The organism is Paenibacillus sp. FSL H7-0918 (genome assembly GCF_038007025.1).
In the GTDB taxonomy this organism is placed as follows: Bacteria; Bacillota; Bacilli; order Paenibacillales; family Paenibacillaceae; genus Paenibacillus_AQ; species Paenibacillus_AQ odorifer.
The window spans coordinates 1,424,402-1,442,166 of sequence record NZ_JBBOWJ010000001.1 but is presented as its reverse complement, the minus strand read 5'-3'; the positions used below and the strand labels follow the sequence as shown (position 1 = coordinate 1,442,166).

At 46.7% G+C, this 17,765-nt stretch carries 17 protein-coding genes and 1 other annotated feature; of the genes, 16 read left to right on the top strand and 1 reads right to left on the bottom strand.

Going from position 1 to position 17,765, the window contains the following annotated elements; genetic code table 11:
* The first annotated feature begins 6 nt into the window (after positions 1-6).
* From ftsZ to MHI15_RS06625, 13 genes are all read left to right on the top strand, one after another.
* Positions 7-1,128 (top strand): cell division protein FtsZ, encoded by a 1,122-nt coding sequence (ftsZ, locus tag MHI15_RS06685; RefSeq protein WP_076129065.1) that lies wholly within the window; start codon positions 7-9, stop codon positions 1,126-1,128.
* A 269-nt stretch (positions 1,129-1,397) separates the two neighbouring features.
* Positions 1,398-2,345 (top strand): sigma-E processing peptidase SpoIIGA, encoded by a 948-nt coding sequence (gene spoIIGA / locus MHI15_RS06680; RefSeq protein ID WP_076129086.1) that lies wholly within the window; start codon positions 1,398-1,400, stop codon positions 2,343-2,345.
* A gap of 92 nt (positions 2,346-2,437) precedes the next feature.
* Positions 2,438-3,160 (top strand): RNA polymerase sporulation sigma factor SigE, encoded by a 723-nt coding sequence (sigE, locus tag MHI15_RS06675; protein ID WP_036683937.1) that lies wholly within the window; start codon positions 2,438-2,440, stop codon positions 3,158-3,160.
* Between the two features lie 78 nt (positions 3,161-3,238).
* Positions 3,239-4,021 (top strand): RNA polymerase sporulation sigma factor SigG, encoded by a 783-nt coding sequence (gene sigG, locus MHI15_RS06670; protein ID WP_036683631.1) that lies wholly within the window; start codon positions 3,239-3,241, stop codon positions 4,019-4,021.
* 130 nt (positions 4,022-4,151) lie between these two features.
* The gene (locus MHI15_RS06665) at positions 4,152-4,496 is read left to right on the top strand and encodes a YlmC/YmxH family sporulation protein (RefSeq protein ID WP_036683628.1); all 345 of its coding nucleotides are present in this window, start codon (positions 4,152-4,154) and stop codon (positions 4,494-4,496) included.
* Positions 4,497-4,600: 104 nt separating this feature from the next.
* A complete protein-coding gene (pgeF, locus tag MHI15_RS06660) occupies positions 4,601-5,458 on the top strand; it encodes a peptidoglycan editing factor PgeF (protein ID WP_340394480.1) in 858 nt (285 codons plus the stop codon).
* Positions 5,459-5,461: 3 nt separating this feature from the next.
* A complete protein-coding gene (locus MHI15_RS06655) occupies positions 5,462-6,148 on the top strand; it encodes a YggS family pyridoxal phosphate-dependent enzyme (protein ID WP_340394477.1) in 687 nt (228 codons plus the stop codon).
* A gap of 11 nt (positions 6,149-6,159) precedes the next feature.
* Positions 6,160-6,600, top strand: coding sequence for a cell division protein SepF (locus MHI15_RS06650; RefSeq protein ID WP_036683619.1), 441 nt, complete (start codon positions 6,160-6,162; stop codon positions 6,598-6,600).
* A 7-nt stretch (positions 6,601-6,607) separates the two neighbouring features.
* Positions 6,608-6,874, top strand: coding sequence for a YggT family protein (locus MHI15_RS06645; protein ID WP_036683616.1), 267 nt, complete (start codon positions 6,608-6,610; stop codon positions 6,872-6,874).
* A gap of 9 nt (positions 6,875-6,883) precedes the next feature.
* Complete coding sequence (locus MHI15_RS06640) at positions 6,884-7,666, top strand: YlmH family RNA-binding protein (RefSeq protein WP_036683613.1); 783 nt, start codon at positions 6,884-6,886, stop codon at positions 7,664-7,666.
* Positions 7,667-7,893: 227 nt separating this feature from the next.
* Positions 7,894-8,406, top strand: a complete 513-nt coding sequence (locus tag MHI15_RS06635) for a DivIVA domain-containing protein (protein ID WP_051491297.1) — start codon at positions 7,894-7,896, stop codon at positions 8,404-8,406.
* Between the two features lie 185 nt (positions 8,407-8,591).
* Positions 8,592-8,866 (top strand) — a binding site (T-box leader).
* Positions 8,867-9,788: 922 nt separating this feature from the next.
* Entirely contained in the window at positions 9,789-12,881 is a 3,093-nt protein-coding gene (gene ileS, locus MHI15_RS06630) for an isoleucine--tRNA ligase (protein ID WP_076128823.1), read from the top strand.
* Between the two features lie 335 nt (positions 12,882-13,216).
* Positions 13,217-13,507: a DUF5665 domain-containing protein gene (locus tag MHI15_RS06625; protein ID WP_282579970.1), complete on the top strand. Its 291-nt coding sequence runs from the start codon at positions 13,217-13,219 to the stop codon at positions 13,505-13,507.
* Positions 13,508-13,599: 92 nt separating this feature from the next.
* Here the strand turns inward: MHI15_RS06625 and MHI15_RS06620 are convergent, their stop codons facing one another.
* Entirely contained in the window at positions 13,600-14,322 is a 723-nt protein-coding gene (locus tag MHI15_RS06620; RefSeq protein ID WP_341164259.1) for a TraR/DksA C4-type zinc finger protein, read from the bottom strand.
* A 246-nt stretch (positions 14,323-14,568) separates the two neighbouring features.
* Here MHI15_RS06620 and lspA point away from each other — a divergent pair, with 246 nt between their 5' ends.
* From lspA to MHI15_RS06605, 3 genes are all read left to right on the top strand, one after another.
* Complete coding sequence (lspA, locus tag MHI15_RS06615) at positions 14,569-15,081, top strand: signal peptidase II (protein ID WP_036683603.1); 513 nt, start codon at positions 14,569-14,571, stop codon at positions 15,079-15,081.
* Positions 15,074-16,045, top strand: coding sequence for an RluA family pseudouridine synthase (locus tag MHI15_RS06610; protein ID WP_076192046.1), 972 nt, complete (start codon positions 15,074-15,076; stop codon positions 16,043-16,045). The genes lspA and MHI15_RS06610 overlap by 8 nt, the downstream gene beginning before the upstream one ends.
* Before the next feature lie 205 nt (positions 16,046-16,250).
* Positions 16,251-17,504 carry an LL-diaminopimelate aminotransferase gene (locus MHI15_RS06605; protein WP_076098555.1) on the top strand — a complete coding sequence of 418 codons (1,254 nt, stop codon included), beginning with the start codon at positions 16,251-16,253 and terminating at the stop codon, positions 17,502-17,504.
* The last annotated feature ends 261 nt before the right edge of the window (positions 17,505-17,765 follow it).

The window sequence follows — 17,765 nt, the reverse complement described above, 5'->3', positions numbered from 1 at the left end:
AACAATATGTTAGAATTTGATTTTGAAATGGAGAGCTTGGCGCAAATAAAAGTCATCGGCGTGGGCGGCGGAGGTAGTAATGCTGTCAACCGGATGATTGAAAACGGCGTTCAGGGTGTAGAATTTATTACGGTTAATACAGACGCCCAAGCGTTGCATATGGCCAAATCGGAGCACAAGCTGCAGATTGGGGACAAGCTGACCCGCGGTTTGGGTGCAGGCGCCAACCCTGAAGTCGGTAAGAAAGCAGCGGAGGAATCCCGTGATCTGATTTCGAATACCCTTAAAGGTGCAGATATGGTATTTGTTACTGCAGGAATGGGTGGCGGTACAGGTACAGGTGCGGCGCCAGTTATAGCTGAAATTGCTAGAGAGTGTGGAGCCCTGACTGTGGGTGTAGTGACTCGCCCGTTCACATTTGAAGGAAGAAAACGTTATAACCAGGCAATGCTTGGAATCGAAGCTTTGAAAGAAAAAGTCGACACACTAATCGTCATTCCAAATGACCGTTTGCTTGAAATTGTTGATAAGAAAACACCGATGTTGGAAGCTTTCCGTGAAGCAGATAATGTTCTCCGGCAGGCTGTTCAAGGTATCTCTGACCTAATTAAGGTTCCTGGTCTGATTAACCTTGACTTTGCGGATGTAAAGACGATCATGACAGAGCGCGGTTCAGCGCTTATGGGTATTGGTATTGCAAATGGTGAGAACCGTGCGTCTGAAGCAGCACGTAAAGCCATCATGAGCCCACTCTTGGAAACGTCTATTGAAGGCGCCCGCGGCGTAATCATGAACATTACGGGAGGATCTAACCTCTCTCTATACGAAGTCAATGAAGCGGCTGAGATTGTTACATCCGCCTCTGATCCTGAAGTGAATATGATCTTTGGTGCGATAATTGATGAAGGCCTGAAGGATGATATCAAAGTAACAGTAATTGCTACTGGCTTTGAACATAAACCATCGCCTGAAGCTCCAGGACGCCGTCCGGTCTCGACGAATAACGAGCCAGCGGCAGCACCGGATAAGAACGCTGCTAATCTGCGTCCGTTCGGGAATCAGAACACGTCAGATCAGTTAGATATTCCAACGTTCCTGCGTAACCGTAATCGTGGCAACAATGACTAATTAAATATTTTTATTAAGAGATATGAAGCACCGTATTCCCCAGCTAATAGAGCTAGGGCAATGCGGTGCTTTTTTTTATGTGAAATGCTGTTCAGTAGGAATAAAACCCTCCCGCGCTATAACTCGACAAAAAAACCTTAAGAATGCCCCCCAAGTTTAGACAGACTTTGAATGCGAGACTTTTTATACTAATCATATCGTCCAAAAAAACAGAGCCTGATCTATTTTGGCTACAGGATAGATTCCGCCATAGTAAGCAGGTGAATGCACTGGTTGTTTATATTGACTTGATATTCGCCGCCAATCTAGTGATCGACGGAATTCTTTTGTGGCTGACAGGCTGGATGGTCAAGCTGAGGATATCATGGTGGCGTTTAGTCCTCTCAGCTCTGGTTGGTGCGCTGTATGTGGTGATGATGTTTGTGCCGGAGTTGTCTTTCATGTATACCTTCCTCATTAAGTTTGGATTGTCGGTGGTTATGCTATGGATTGCCTTTGGTTTTGGGAGTCTGCAAAGCTACCTTCGCACTATGGGAGCTTTTTATATTATCAATTTCGCAGCGGCTGGTGGGATTGTAGGTATTCACTATTTGCTGCAGAGCTCCGGTGATATTTGGAATGGTATTATGTTCACTGCTTCAGGAGGGCATGCTTACCGCCTAAAGATTGGCTTTTGGTTTGTAATTGCAGTATTTCCCCTGGTGTTAATCTGCTTCAAGGCAGTGCACTCCTCACGAATCAGAAGGGAGCAGCTTGAAACCTATATCGGTGAGGTGGTAGTAGAAATTGATGGAGTGACTGTTTCCTGTCCCGGCCTGCTAGACACAGGTAACCGGCTTTGTGATCCTTTGACCCGCATACCGGTGATGGTTATGGAATCTTCGCTCTGGGAGGGACATCTGCCTGAAACATGGAAAGGTAGACTCACTCAGGACGGAGCGGACAAACTTTTACTAGAAACGGACGGGCAGTCGTTTGCTTGGCAGGACAGGATGCGACTGGTGCCTTACAGGGGAGTTAACCGGGGGGCATCATTTATGCTCGCACTGAAGCCTGATCAGGTGACGATAAAGCTTGGTGAAGATATCTTTTATTGTAAAAGAGTCTTGATTGGGCTGGATGGTGGGACATTGTCGGGGGATGGAGCCTATCGGGCTGTAATACATCCTGATTTGACTCAAAAAGAGAGCGCTACTGTTGCAGCACTGCCTTCCTAATCTTTAAAGCTAGCTGAACCAAACTTCTGATGGCTGAAAGCGGGATTTGAAAGCTTCACACGCGAACCGTGCACTTCTTGGAGGAGGAACAAATAATGGTCAAATGGAAAATTGCTCTGCAGCTGCAATATTACCGCATGCTGTTTCTACTAGGGCTGAAGAGTCAGGAAATCTATTATATTGGCGGGAGTGAGGCACTTCCTCCACCGCTGACACGGGAAGAAGAAGAATATCTGCTTCAGCGGCTGTCTAGCGGCGATGCAGCTGTTCGTGCGATGTTGATTGAGCGCAATCTTCGCTTGGTAGTATATATCGCTCGTAAATTTGAGAATACCGGAATCAATATCGAGGATCTGGTTTCGATTGGCGCTATTGGCTTAATTAAGGCTGTGAACACTTTTGATCCTGAGAAAAAAATAAAACTGGCTACTTATGCATCCCGCTGCATAGAGAACGAAATCTTAATGTATCTGCGGCGGAACAGCAAGACACGGAGTGAGGTTTCTTTTGATGAGCCGCTTAATATTGATTGGGATGGCAATGAATTATTGCTTTCTGACGTATTAGGAACGGAAAATGATACCATTTATCGGAACATAGAAGAACAGGTTGATCGCAAGCTGCTGCAAAAGGCACTGGAAAAGCTGAGTGACCGGGAAAGACTCATTATGGAGCTGAGATTTGGCCTGCGCGGAGGCGAAGAAAAGACACAAAAAGATGTGGCTGATCTGCTTGGCATCTCCCAATCTTATATTTCGCGGCTGGAGAAAAGAATTATCAAGCGGCTGCGCAAGGAGTTTAACAAGATGGTGTAAGGTGAAATTAGCAAGGAATAAAATGGCGAGCCCGGGAGATAATGTACAGTAATGTTTCTCCTTGGGAGGTAAATCATCATGACCCGTAATAAAGTCGAGATTTGCGGTGTGGATACTGCTAAGCTGCCTGTTCTAACGAATGTGGAAATGCGGCAACTGTTCACTTCGCTGCAGCAGCAGGGCGAGCGATCCGCCAGAGAGAAATTGGTAAACGGTAATCTTAGACTTGTTCTAAGCGTTATCCAGAGGTTCAATAATAGGGGAGAATTTGTTGACGATTTGTTCCAGGTGGGTTGCATCGGTCTGATGAAAGCCATCGATAATTTCGATTTATCACAAAACGTTAAATTCTCCACATATGCAGTTCCGATGATTATCGGTGAGATTCGGCGTTACCTGCGTGATAACAACCCGATTCGGGTATCACGTTCTCTCAGAGATATCGCCTACAAGGCGCTCCAGGTACGTGATAGTCTGACCAATCAGAACTCACGGGAACCGACGATATTCGAAATATCAGAAGCGCTGGGTGTGCCGAAGGAAGATGTTGTTTTTGCTCTTGATGCCATTCAGGATCCAGTGTCCTTATTCGAGCCGATCTATCATGACGGCGGCGATCCTATTTATGTAATGGACCAGATTAGCGACGATAAGAATAAGGATGTGTCGTGGATCGAAGAAATTGCATTACGTGAAGCGATGCGTAAGTTAGGACAAAGGGAGAAACGAATTTTATCCATGCGGTTTTTCGAAGGGAAAACACAGATGGAGGTCGCAGATGAGATTGGCATTTCACAGGCACAGGTCTCACGTCTGGAGAAATCTGCGATTCAGCAAATGCAAAAACACGTGAAATCTTAGAGCAGTAGCCATGAGGAGATATTCCAGAATCCGGGTTAAGGATTTTGGGTTGTCTCCTCTTTTTAATGCATGTTGACAAGCTTCCGGATCATATATTGGACTATAGGTCGGATTGTACAGGGGTGGTGAGATGAATGAGGATTATCAAGGGTCTGCCAAAAAAATGAAAATCTCAGATTTTCAGACGAAGGATGTTATCAACATTGTAGATGGCAAGCGGCTGGGGCAGATTAGTGATCTGGAGCTTGATTTGCGCCGTGGTGTCATTGATGCCATCGTTATACCCGGATACACTCGGTTTATGGGATTGTTCGGAGGCGGGACAGATCTGATTATTCCATGGCGGAATATAGTTAAGATCGGGTCCGATGTAGTACTCGTGAAGATTGAAGAGTCGCGGATGTCTCCGGGACAGGAAGAGCGTGAAACGATGTATCTGGAACGGGGAGATCGCAGCGAACGGCGCACTTATTAATTAGGTGCGTTTTTTGTTTTTTTATTTAAGAATTTAGGCGATCAGGCTTAACCGTCACTTTGTACGGGTATTTACATGTGGTACACTAAGGCGGAGGTGAGGAAATGGAACCGTTTGTGCAGGGGAAAGAAATGCTTATGCTGCTCCATCTGGAGCCTTGGCGAGTGGAGCATAACGAAATTACAGCGGGGTTTACTGGTAGACAGGGAGGGGCTAGCAAGGTGCCCTATGACAGCCTGAATTGTGCGTTTCACGTTGGGGATGCTCCTGAAGATGTCCTGAGCAATCGGAGAGCGCTTGCCGAAGCTCTTGATTTCAAGCCGGAAGCATGGACCTGTGGAGAACAAACTCATGGGGCAGAGATAGCTGTAGTAAGGGAAGTAGACCGTGGGCGGGGACAACAGGACAGAGCATCGGCATTTCAAGCTACGGATGGTCTGCTGACGGATGTGCCTGGGGTTTTGTTGACTTCTTTTTATGCGGATTGTGTGCCCCTTTATTTTTATGATCCCGTGCGTAGAGTCGTTGGTCTTGCGCATGCAGGCTGGAAAGGAACGGTGGCTCAGATTGCCGCAGCTATGGTGAGTAAGCTGCAAACGGTATACGGCAGCCATCCACATGATATTGTGGCAGCGATCGGTCCATCCATTGGCGACTGCTGTTATGAGGTGGATGATTATGTGATGGAGCATGTTCGGCAGCTGGAGGGCAGCTTGAATGAGGGGATAAAAACTTTCGATGCTGTGGAGCTTTACAGAGCCTCAGAGACTGATCAGAGTAAATACTTGCTAAACTTGAAAGAAATGAATCGACGCATTATGATAAAAGCAGGAATATTGCCGACTCATATCGAATGTACAACATGGTGTACAAGCTGTAATCGTGATTTGTTTTTTTCTTATCGCAAAGAAAACGGTATTACAGGCAGAATGACGAGCTGGATCGGAATAAAGGAGAGTTGAAAGTTGTCTTTAACACTGCAGGAGAGAATTGCTGAGGTAGAGGAACGTGTAGCACGTGCCTGTGCGGCAAGCGGCCGGGATCGTAATGACGTCAAGGTAATTGCAGTGACGAAATATGTTTCTCTGGAAATGGTATCCTCCGTATTGGAGGCAGGCCTAGAGCATGTTGCTGAGAGTCGCTGGCAGGATGCTGAGCACAAATGGAAGGTTTTAGGGGACAAAGGGACATGGCATTTTATCGGGCATTTGCAAACCAATAAGGTTAAAGACGTTATTGGCAAATTTCAATATATACACTCTTTGGACCGGATGTCTCTGGCGCAAGAATTACACAAAAAGGCGCTTGCCGCTGATCAGGAAGTGAATGTGTTTCTTCAAGTGAATATCTCTGGCGAAGATACGAAGTTTGGTCTGTCACCTGAGGCAGTACCTGGATTTTTACGTGAAATCGCTAGTTTGGACCGCGTTAAGGTAATTGGACTTATGACGATGGCACCTTTAGAAGGTGATTCAGAGCTTACCCGTCCTGTATTTCGCGGACTTCGTGAGCTGCGCGATGAGCTTAATCAACTTGCTTTGACACCTGAGCCGATTACGGAGCTGTCCATGGGAATGTCGAATGATTTTGAAGTGGCGATACAGGAAGGAGCCACCTGGGTACGCCTGGGTACGGTGTTAGTAGGCCATTAGGAGGGATCGTGATGAGCGTTATGAACCGATTTATGAGTTTTTTGGGCTTGCAGGAGGAAGAGGAAGTTGTGGAGCGGGAGCAAATCCACGAAGAGGATGAGTATGAGCCGGCCCCTGTAGAAACCCGCAAAAATCAGAGGGGCAACGTTGTCAGTATCCATTCGCAAAAAAATGTCAAGGTTGTATTATATGAACCACGTTCATATGATGAGGCACAGGAGATTGCTGATCATCTCCGTTCGCATCGGACGGTAGTAATTAACCTGCAGCGTGTTCGCAATGATCAAGCAATGCGAATTATTGATTTTCTCAGCGGAACTGTTTATGCCCTTGGGGGAGGAATCTCTAAAATTGGGGGCAATATATTTATGTGCACTCCAGATACTGTTGAAATTCAAGGCTCCATTACAGAAATCCTAGGTGACGATCAAGACTATAACAGAATGAGGTGAATGGGCTTTGCTTCAAATTGATTACATTATCGATATTTTGTTTAACATTTATTTTTACATGATTATTTTCTATGTGCTAATGTCCTGGTTACCCAACGTTCGTGATAACTTCATTGGAGAACTGCTAAGCAAACTCGTAGAGCCGTATTTAACACCTTTCAGACGGTTTATTCCACCGCTCTTCGGTACACTTGATATCTCTCCAATTATTGCATTACTTGTCTTGGAATTCGCTGCAGGCGGACTTAAATCTATCCTGCATTTGATTTTTTAGGCAATTGTGATGAAGAACGAAGTTTACGGGCATTTTCATCCCGATGAACGTCAATTTGTGGACAAGGCCTTCGAATGGGTTACCAACGCTGGAGAATATCATGAGACTAAATTAACTGAATTTCTCGATCCCCGCCAAGGTTTTATTCTGCAAACTTTAGTTAACCGCCATCCTGATGTGATTGTTAAATGGGAAGGTGGACATGCTGAGGCAGAGCGGAAGCGAGCGCTTGTCGCTCCTGATTATCGTGACCTGGATCAGGAAGACATGGAGCTGAAGGTGCTTGCAATAACCTCAGGGGAGCAGAAGTTTCTGGCTCTGGAGCATGGGGACTACATGGGTTCTATTCTGGGGCTGGGCGTTAAACGAGGCAAAATCGGTGATATTCATGTTCTGGACGATGGTTGTCATGTTGTAGTCGCTGCTGATATTGCAGATTATTTAGCTATGAATTTAACTGGAGTGCACCGGATACAGGTAAGTACGGAAGTATTACCCCTTTCCGCCTTGCGTAATAGTGAGGTTAAGCTGGAATTGATGGATTTGACTGTAGCATCCCTGCGATTGGATGGCATTGCCGCAGATGTAACACGGCTTAGCCGAAGCAAAATTCTTGCTCCCATCAAGGCTGGACGTGTTCGGGTAAACTGGAAAGTGGAGGAAGACCCATCCTGCGGTCTTAAGGATGGTGACATGGTATCTATTCAAGGCTTTGGTCGCTTCAAGGTTCTAGAGGTCGGCAGTTTGACGAAAAAGGGCCGATACCGTGTTCAGATTGGTAAATTTGTGTGAATCCCTTGCAGGAATACGGTCTTACTTGTCGAAATTGATTATTTCGAGGGAATCAAACATTTTTTAAGCTGGACGCCGATACTTTTAAGAAGAGGCGGACCATGAATGGCAGGCGGAACACAGGAACACCTTCTGCCTTTACTTGAAGTACAGTCTTTCTTCTTTGTCTGCCGCTTAGTTGCGATTTAGAGATAAAGAAGGTCCGAAATTTCTAGGAGGTGCACAGCATGCCATTAACACCGCTCGATATACATAACAAGGAGTTTTCTCGGAGACTTCGCGGTTATGATGAGGACGAGGTCAACGAATTTCTGGATCAAGTGATCAAGGATTACGAAAGCGTCATCCGTGAGAACAAGGAACTGCAGAATCAGCTTTTGTCTATTCAAGAGCGTCTGGATCATTTTGTGAATATTGAAGAAAGTTTATCGAAGACGATCTTAGTCGCTCAGGAAGCGGCGGATGATGTGAAGAACAACTCCAAGAAGGAATCCCAGCTCATTATCAAGGAAGCGGAGAAAAACGCCGATCGTATTATTAACGAAGCGTTATCCAAATCCCGTAAGGTTGCTATTGAGACTGAAGAATTGCGCAAGCAAGCTTCGATCTATCGCACTCGTTTCCGGACATTAGTGGAAGCTCAGCTGGAGCTGTTATCACAGGATGACTGGAATGCCTTAGAGAGTCGTGAGGCGAGCGAGAATGTAGCTTTCAAGGATGATGTTCTTCATCGCATCTAAAGGTTTCAGACGATAATTGGCTAAATAGAGGGAGCTATTCCCTCTATTTTTATTTTCCGATAAAATAGACCATAATAAAGTGAACTCCATGTGCAAGTACGCTCATAATAGCTAGATTGGGCGAATGGTTGTTGACATTTAGATTCAAAAAGTCTATAAATAGAACATATCTGTATAATGTTTATATGTATTCGATGACGGGACAAGTACGACAAGGTAACGTTCTCCAGAGAGTCGGCGATTGCTGCGAGCCGATTGTTCGAACCCTGCCGGAAGATCTTCCCCTAGAAGTTAAGCTGAAGCGTTGATCGTGCGTAAGCCTAACCGTCTGCCGGACGTTACACCGGACCTGTGCACAAGATTTACGCGCAGGACTGAGATTGTGCTGAATACACTCCCCTTAAGGATGTGCTCATGCGCAGAATTAGGGTGGTATCGCGAGCGTCGTCTCGCCCCTTTGGGGGTGGGATGACGCTTATTTTGTTGTTCCGGGGCGGCCATCCCCCTAAATCCCCCTTTCTAAGGGGGACCCCAAGGGCTGCTGCCCTCTGGACACCCGCAAAGTAAAGCCTCGTGCAAACTAGGTACGGTGGTGGAAACGAACGGATTCATGTGGCTGAAGGAGCGGCCCTTCTTAGGCTCCCCTGGCGGGTTCGCCTGCGGGGCCTTTACGGCAAGAGCGGTGAGCGCCCAGCTGCGCAAGGTCGCGTATGGCGCCCCGAGCGATTGCTGCCCTACGGGATCGCGGCTCGGGAGCCCGGGCAAGAGCGGTGAGCGACCAGCTGCGCAAGGTCGCGTATGGCGCCCCGAGCGATTGCTGCCCTACGGGATCGCAGCTCGGGAGCCCGGGCAAGAGCGGTGAGCGACCAGCTGCGCAAGGTCGCCCATGGCGCCCCGAGCAATTGCTGCCCTAACGGGATCGCGGCTCGGGAGCCCGGGCAAGAGCGGTGAGCGACCAGCTGCGCAAGGTCGCGTATGGCGCCCCGAGCGATTGCTGCCCTGCGGGATCGCAGCTCGGGAGCCAGGGCAAGAGCGGTGAGCGACCAGCTGCGCAAGGTCGCCCATTGGCGCCCCGAGCAATTGCTGCCCTAACGGGATCGCGGCTCGGGAGCCCGGGCAAGAGCGGTGAGCGACCAGCTGCGCAAGGTCGCCCATTGGCGCCCCGAGCAATTGCTGCCCTGCGGGAACGCGGCTCGAGAGCCAGGGCAAGAGTGGTGAGCGACCAGCTGCGCAAGGTCGCGTATAGCGCCCCGAGCGATTGCTGCCCTGCGGGATCGCGGCTCGGGAGCCCGGGCAAGAGCGGTGAGCGACCAGCTGCGCAAGGATCGCCCAAAGATCGAAAAGAGCTTTATAGACTAATCCATGAAAGGATTGACCATCACATGCAAAAAGTAGATGTCAGAGAAAAGGCGCGGGCAAGAGATGTCCGCATATTAAAGAAATGGAGCGACGAAAATACGTTCCGCAAGTCCATGGAGAACCGTGAGGGACGTCCAAATTATGTATTCTATGAAGGTCCGCCTACAGCAAACGGTGCGCCGCATATCGGACACGTGCTGGGACGGGTAATCAAGGATTTCATCGGTCGTTACCAGACAATGAAAGGTTACCGCGTGGTACGTAAAGCAGGCTGGGATACACACGGTCTGCCAGTAGAACTAGGCGTACAAAAGAAGCTTGGCATCTCCGGTAAACAAGAGATCGAGGAATATGGCGTAGAAAAATTCATCCAGGAATGTAAAGACAGCGTCTTTGGTTATGAGAAGCAATGGCGTGAATTTACAGAAGCGATTGGATACTGGACAGATCTAGATAATCCTTACGTAACCTTGGATAACACCTATATCGAAAGTGTATGGAACATCTTGGCTACAGTGCATGAGAACGGGTTGCTTTACCGCGGACACCGTGTTAGCCCGTATTGCCCGAGCTGCCAGACTACACTAAGCTCGCATGAAGTTGCTCAAGGCTACAAAACCGTTAAGGATCTCAGTGCAACCGCGAAGTTCAAGCTGGATGACAGCGGAGACTACGTATTGGCTTGGACGACAACACCTTGGACCTTGCCAGCCCATATGGCGCTAGCTATGAACCCGGACATGGATTATGTACGTGTGCAACAAGAAGATGGTGTGTACATCGTTGCTAAAAACTTGGTCGAAGAAGTAATGAAAGGCGAGCACACAGTCCTTTCTACACATAAAGGTTCCGAGTTTATCGGTAAAACTTACGCACCTCCATTCGGATATATTAAGGCAGAGAAAAGCAATGTTATCGTAGGCGCTTCTTTCGTTACAGATTCCAGTGGTACAGGGATCGTACACATGGCACCAGCACATGGTGAAGATGACTACAAGACTTGCCGTGAGAATGGCATCAGCTTCGTAAATGTGGTTGATAATTCCGGTAAGTATACGGATGTAGTCTCTGATTTTGCGGGACGTTTTGTTAAGGATTGCGATCTGGATATCATTAAGGTTTTGTCTGAAAAAGGATTGCTTTACGGTAAAGAGAAATACGAGCACAGCTATCCGTTCTGCTGGCGTTGTGATACACCACTTTTGTATTACGCAACAGACAGCTGGTTCATCAACACTACAGCGATCAAAGATCAGCTGATTGCTAACAACAACAGTGTAACTTGGTACCCTGAGCATGTACGAGAAGGCCGTTTCGGGAAGTTCTTGGATGAACTGGTTGACTGGAATATCAGCCGTAACCGTTATTGGGGTACACCCCTCAATGTCTGGGTATGTCAAGAGACGGGTAAAGAGTTTGCTCCACACAGCATTGAAGAGCTAAGAGCGATGGCGATTGGTGATGTTCCTGAAGATATCGAACTGCATAAACCTTTCGTGGATAAGATCAAGCTGCGCAGTCCGTTTAGCGAAGGTGCAGAGATGGTTCGTACATCGGAAGTGATCGACGTATGGTTCGATAGTGGCTCGATGCCTTTTGCACAAAGCCATTATCCGTTTGAGAACGAGGATAAGCTGAATGATCAGTATCCGGCAGATATGATCTGTGAAGGGATCGACCAGACCCGTGGATGGTTCTATAGCTTGCTTGCAGTATCCACCTTGTTCAAGGGTAAAGCACCTTATAAAGCGGTAATTGCTACAGGCCATATCCTCGATGAGAATGGTCAAAAAATGTCCAAATCCAAGGGCAATGTTATTGATCCTTGGGAAATCATGAATGAGTATGGTACGGATGCTTTCCGTTGGGCTATTTTGTCCGACAGTGCACCGTGGAATAATAAACGTTTCTCGCGTGGTCTTGTAGGTGAGACGAAATCTAAAGTAGTGGATACGCTGGTAAATACACATGCCTTCTTGACGCTGTATGCGGGCATTGATGGTTACGATCCAGCCGATCATCCTTTTAAAGTATCAAAACATAAGCTGGACCGCTGGATTCTGTCCCGTCTGAACAGCTTGATTCTTTTGGTGGATAAAGGACTTGCGGTAAATGACTTCGTGAATACATCTAGAGCTATTGAGAACTTTGTGGATGAGCTGAGTAACTGGTATATCCGTCGTTCCCGTGACCGTTTCTGGGGGAGTGGCCTAGGTGAAGATAAACTGGATGCTTACCGTACGTTGACTCATGTGCTTTTGGCGACAGCAACTTTGATGGCTCCATTTACACCGATGTTGTCCGAAGATATCTTCACGAACCTTGGCGGCGGAGAAAGTGTGCATTTGGCAGACTACCCGGTTGCTGACGAGAACTTGATCGATAAAGAGCTGGAAGAGGATATGGAAAGTGCAAGACAGATCGTTGAGTTGGCGCGTAACGTACGTAACGAAACAGGCATTAAGAATCGTCAACCGCTGTCCGAGCTGATCGTTTCGATGAACCGTGACTTCCATTTGGCTGAGTATGAAGAGATCATCAAAGATGAGATCAACATCAAGAACATCGTGCTGGAGAACAGTGACAGCGGATTTGTTGATTTCACACTCAAGCTGAATCTTAAGGTAGCCGGTAAAAAATACGGTAAAAATGTAGGCTTCCTGCAAGGCTTCCTGAAAAGCCTCGACAGTGATTCTACCCGCAAAGCGGTACAGGACGGTAAAATTGCAATTGCGACACCTGAAGGTGAAGAGCTTGTAATCACTTCTGAAGAGCTGCTTGTTGAAAAACAAGCCAAAGCAGGTTTCGCCGCAGCTTCCGGATATGGAGTTACGGTTGCGCTCAATACCGAAATCACGCCTGAGCTTGAACAAGAAGGCTGGGTTCGTGAGATCATTCGCGCGGTTCAAGATTACCGTAAACGTCTGGATCTGCCGATCGAGAAACGGATCGCACTCACCTTGAAATTAGATGATGAGCTAAAAGCAGCTGTTACAGCATTTGACAATGTATTGCGAGACAATGTTCTTGTGACTACGGTTGATTTTGATGGAGAACATGCTTTTGAGACGGTAGAAGTCGGTGATAAATCCATCGGTATCCATATCGAAGCATAATTCTGCATTACCTGTCCCAAAACAGCATATACTAGCGGCATAAGTGTAAACGGAGATCTTCCGTTTATGCGGGAAATATAGTCTTTATATTTCGGCGCAAAACTAACGAGTCCCGAGCTTAAGGAGATGAATTCTCTTTGGCCGGGCTCGTTTACTTTGTAGCGAAGGAAAGACATATGAGAGGAGCCGTAGCTGTGGAGGGAAATAAGAGGAGAATCTCCATTAAGACATCCGGCAATAAGAATAACCCAGACAAGGAAAAGGAGAATAAGGCTTTTCCTGAAGTTAATCCTGAGTATCTAACAGCAGATCCGCGTAATCCCGAGGATATTCCGCTGGAAGAAAAAATGAATACGATGTACCGTTTGACCTTTGAGTGGGCTCATATTTTGGAAAAATCCCGAATTTATCAATATACGGATCTGCTATATTCACCTTGGCGGTTGATTTGGAGAAATATTTTATTTGGAGCAGCTCGGGGAGTTGGGATTGCACTGGGTTTTACTTTTTTTGCGGCAACGATTATTTATATCCTTCAGGGACTAGGCGCGCTCAATCTACCGATCATTGGTGATTATATTGCGGATATTGTGCGGATCGTACAGCGTCAGCTAGAATTCAAATAGCCATCGAAACGTTAAGATTAAAAACAGCGAACCATTCCTCAAAACTGGAACAGTACGCTGTTTAAATATTTTTGTGTAGGGGACATCTGTGTTTAGTCTTCGTCGAGAGGATCTAGGCTATGGGTTGCCTCGTCACTGTCCAAATAACGCTGGTAGCTCCGTCCAGGCACTACAATTAGATTGTTGCCCGTGATATCAGTGGCGATAAAGTTCTCCCAAGGCTCTACGCAGCCTTCCAGCTCATCGGCTTCAATCTCCATATCATTATAAGAATCAATATTGTTGCCCTCCGCCATGGCGGGAGAATTCGAGGTACCCCAGCTTTCAACAATCTGCCAGGCATCCTCACCGTCAAAACCGTTTTGATCGTCGCGTTCATCCAGACTGGTTCGTCCAAAAGGTGGAGATAACAGCTCCTCTTCCACTGGACGAGTGAAAGGTGCGTTTTGCCGCGGGTTGTGCTCTTTACAATAAAGTGTGGAAGGAATGGCAGATAAACGTTCAAAAGGGATCGGCTCACCACTAGCCTTGCATATCCCATAGGTGCCATTATCCATAGCAGATAAAGCAGCTTCAATATCGTCCAGCTCATGCTCGTCCCGCTCTAACAGTGAAATGTCCATGGAGCGATTATACAAATCGGTGGCTGCATCTCCTGGATGGTTGTCATTCTCGGAAAGTTCTCCGGAGCCATCCCGCATGGATTCATCTAAGCCGTAATGTTCATTAATCTGAAGCCTGTGCTGAATCGTATCCCGATCTTTTTCCAATCGTGCGCGTAGCTCTGAGAGCTGCTGTACTGTCAGGTGCGTCATAATGAGAAAGCTCCTTTCTGTACCTTTTATAAGAATCATTCCGACTTGCCGGATAACACCGGATGGTTCTTCTGTTAGGTTGACCGGAGAGCAGGGATTTTAGCGCTGGAAAATAGTCCCCAAGATTGAACTTAGCGGATGTCCCGCAATAGACGATTCTTTAAGGGCTGTGCTACAATATACAAGTCTTTAAACAGTATTCGTACCGCATTTAGCGGGAAAAATAAGAACGGAGTGACAACTTCTGTGGTGTACTATTTGATTGCTCTTATTGTATTTTTGGTGGATCAAGGGACAAAGTATCTCATTGCTACACGTCTGGAGATCGGAGAACAGATTTCTGTTATCGGAGATTTTTTCCTGATTACCTCTCATCGCAATCGCGGGGCTGCTTTTGGGATTCTCGAAGGTCAGCAATGGTTCTTCTTTCTAGTTACGGTTGTAGTGGTTAGTGGTATCGTTTGGTATTTGAACAAGACTAGACACTCGCGGAAGCTGTTATCTGTTGCCCTAGGGCTTGTACTGGGTGGAGCTATCGGTAACTTCCTGGACCGGATAATCAATGGTGAGGTTGTTGATTTCCTTCTGTTCAATTTTGGGAGCTATAGCTTCCCGATTTTTAACGTGGCGGATTCTTGTATTGTCATTGGGGTTGGATTGATTCTTCTGGATTCTTTTCGTGACCTTAAGAATGGCGAAGAAATTACGGAAATAAAAGAAGTTAAAGAAGCAAAGGAAGTAAGAGAAGGGAATGAATGATTTGAATAAAGACGTCAATCACCAAGCGGCATCTACGAGCGAAGAAGAGAGGGACGTCACGGAATGGACCGTTTCGGCAGAGAACGCGCGGGAGCGAATCGATAAATATATTACGGAATCATGGGAAGAAGAAATTTCCCGTTCTCAGGTGCAGCTGTGGATCAGCGGCGGTAACGTTACGGTTAATGGCAAGCCAGTGAAAGCCAACTATAAGTTATCGGAAGGCGACGTGGTTAGCGTTGTTGTCCCTGAAGCAGAAGTAACGGATTTGATCGCGGAGAACATTCCTCTTGAAGTTGTATATGAAGACAGCGATGTCATTGTGATTAATAAACCCCGGGGCATGGTTGTGCACCCAGCTGCGGGACATCCGTCAGGCACTTTAGTAAATGCGCTGATGTATCACTGTAAGGATCTGTCCGGCATTAACGGTGAGATTCGTCCAGGTATTGTACATCGGATCGATAAGGATACCTCTGGTCTTATCATGGTGGCTAAGAATGATGCCAGTCATGCCTCACTTGCCGCACAGCTTAAAGAGCATAGTGTTACGCGCCGATATATTGCAGTCGTACACGGCAACTTGTCGCATGATAAGGGCACTGTTGACGCACCGATTGGCAGAGATCCACATGATCGCAAGCTATACACAGTAACCGAAAAGAACAGCAAGAAATCCGTAACCCATTTTACAGTAATGGAACGTTTCGGAGATTGTACACTGCTGGAGCTGCAGCTGGAGACTGGCCGCACGCATCAAATCAGGGTACATATGAAGTTCATTGGCCATCCACTTGTAGGTGATCCGATATATGGACGCAGCAAGGGCACTACGATGAATGGACAAGCGTTGCATGCGGCGGTGCTTGGATTTGTTCATCCTACCACAGGTGAATATAAAGAATTCAGCAGACCTATTCCAGAGGATATGGAAGAAGTGCTGTTCACACTACGCAGCAGATAAGTACAAATGAAGTGATAATTAGTCTATGGTATTGAACACTACTTTACGGCATATTTAAAAACATAAGGATAAAGAAAGGGTAATGCCTTATTCTTTATCCTTATTTTTATAATGAAACGGATATCCGGAAACATACGCCATCCAAGGGACGGCGAAGCCGTTTCTTTTAAAAGTAGAATAGATATTCAGGAGATGAGATGACAGTATGAGTATTGAACAATACCAAGATAGCTTCATTCAGACTAATTTTGCAGACCGCATCGGCGGTGCCAATTATGGCAAAGACACTTCGATTTATAAATTCGAGAAAATCAAACGTGCTAAAGCATCCGCAAAACAGGATTTTCCTAACATTGAACTAATTGATATGGGCGTAGGCGAGCCGGATGAGATGGCTGATGCGGGTATCGTAGCTAAGCTTGCTGAAGAAGCAGCGAAGGAAGAAAACCGCGGATATGCGGACAATGGAATTGCCGAATTCAAGACTGCTGCTGCTGAATATTTGCGGGAAGTTTTCCGGGTGGAAGGAATTGATCCAGACACGGAGGTAGTTCACTCCATCGGATCGAAGCCTGCGCTGGCTATGTTGCCATCTTGTTTCATCAATCCAGGTGATATCACGATTATGACCGTGCCGGGTTATCCAGTCTTGGGTACACATACTAAATATTTGGGTGGACAAGTATTTACAGTGGAGCTGAAGAAGGAGAACAAATTCCTTCCAGATCTGAATGAAATTCCGGAAGACATTGCTCGTAAAGCTAAGCTTCTTTATCTAAACTATCCAAACAATCCAACGGGCGCTAGTGCCACTCCTGAGTTTTTTGCTGAGGTCGTTGCATGGGCGAAAAAATACGATGTAGTGGTTATTCATGACGCACCTTATGCTGCCTTGACCTATGACGGTTTGAAGCCACTTAGCTTCCTCTCCGTTCCAGGTGCAAAGGATGTGGGTGTAGAGCTGCATTCTCTTTCTAAGTCTTACAATATGACGGGCTGGAGAATTGGTTTTGTGGCTGGTAATCCGCTAGTGGTTAAAGCCTTCAGCGATGTGAAGGATAACAACGATTCCGGCCAATTTATCGCGATTCAAAAAGCAGCGGCTTATGGTCTTGCTCATCCGGAGATTACTGAAGCGATAGCGGATAAATACTCCCGTCGTCACAACCTGCTGGTTGATGCACTGAACAGTCTCGGCTTTAAAGCTGAGAAGCCAAAAGGTTCCTTCTTCCTGTATGTCGCTGCACCTAAGGGAATCAAAGACGGCCGTCGCTTTGAATCCGGTGAAGATTTCTCCCAATTCCTCATTCGTGAGAAGCTGATCTCCACTGTGCCTTGGGATGATGCAGGTCCGTTTGTTCGTTTCTCCGTTACCTTTATTGCTAAAGGTGAAGAGGAAGAGAGACGTGTCATCTCTGAAATTCAAAGACGTCTTAGTGATGTGGAATTTGAGTTTTAAGCATTGTTATTGAAATTAATGAGGCTGTCCCAAAAGTAGTGAATTCTACTTGGGGGCAGCTTCTTTTTTATGGAATAGGAAATGTTGTTGATGTTACTGTGCCGTATGACTATATGCCACGTGTTGTGCATTACTGCTATGTTTGATTTTCGTACAGCTTGCAGTAGATGATTTGTGGTAGCTGTGACCGTGGACTTTGTGCAGTAGACTTGTGTGGTGGGCTTGTGTGGTGAGCGATATGCGTTCTGTGTTTGTGCGAAG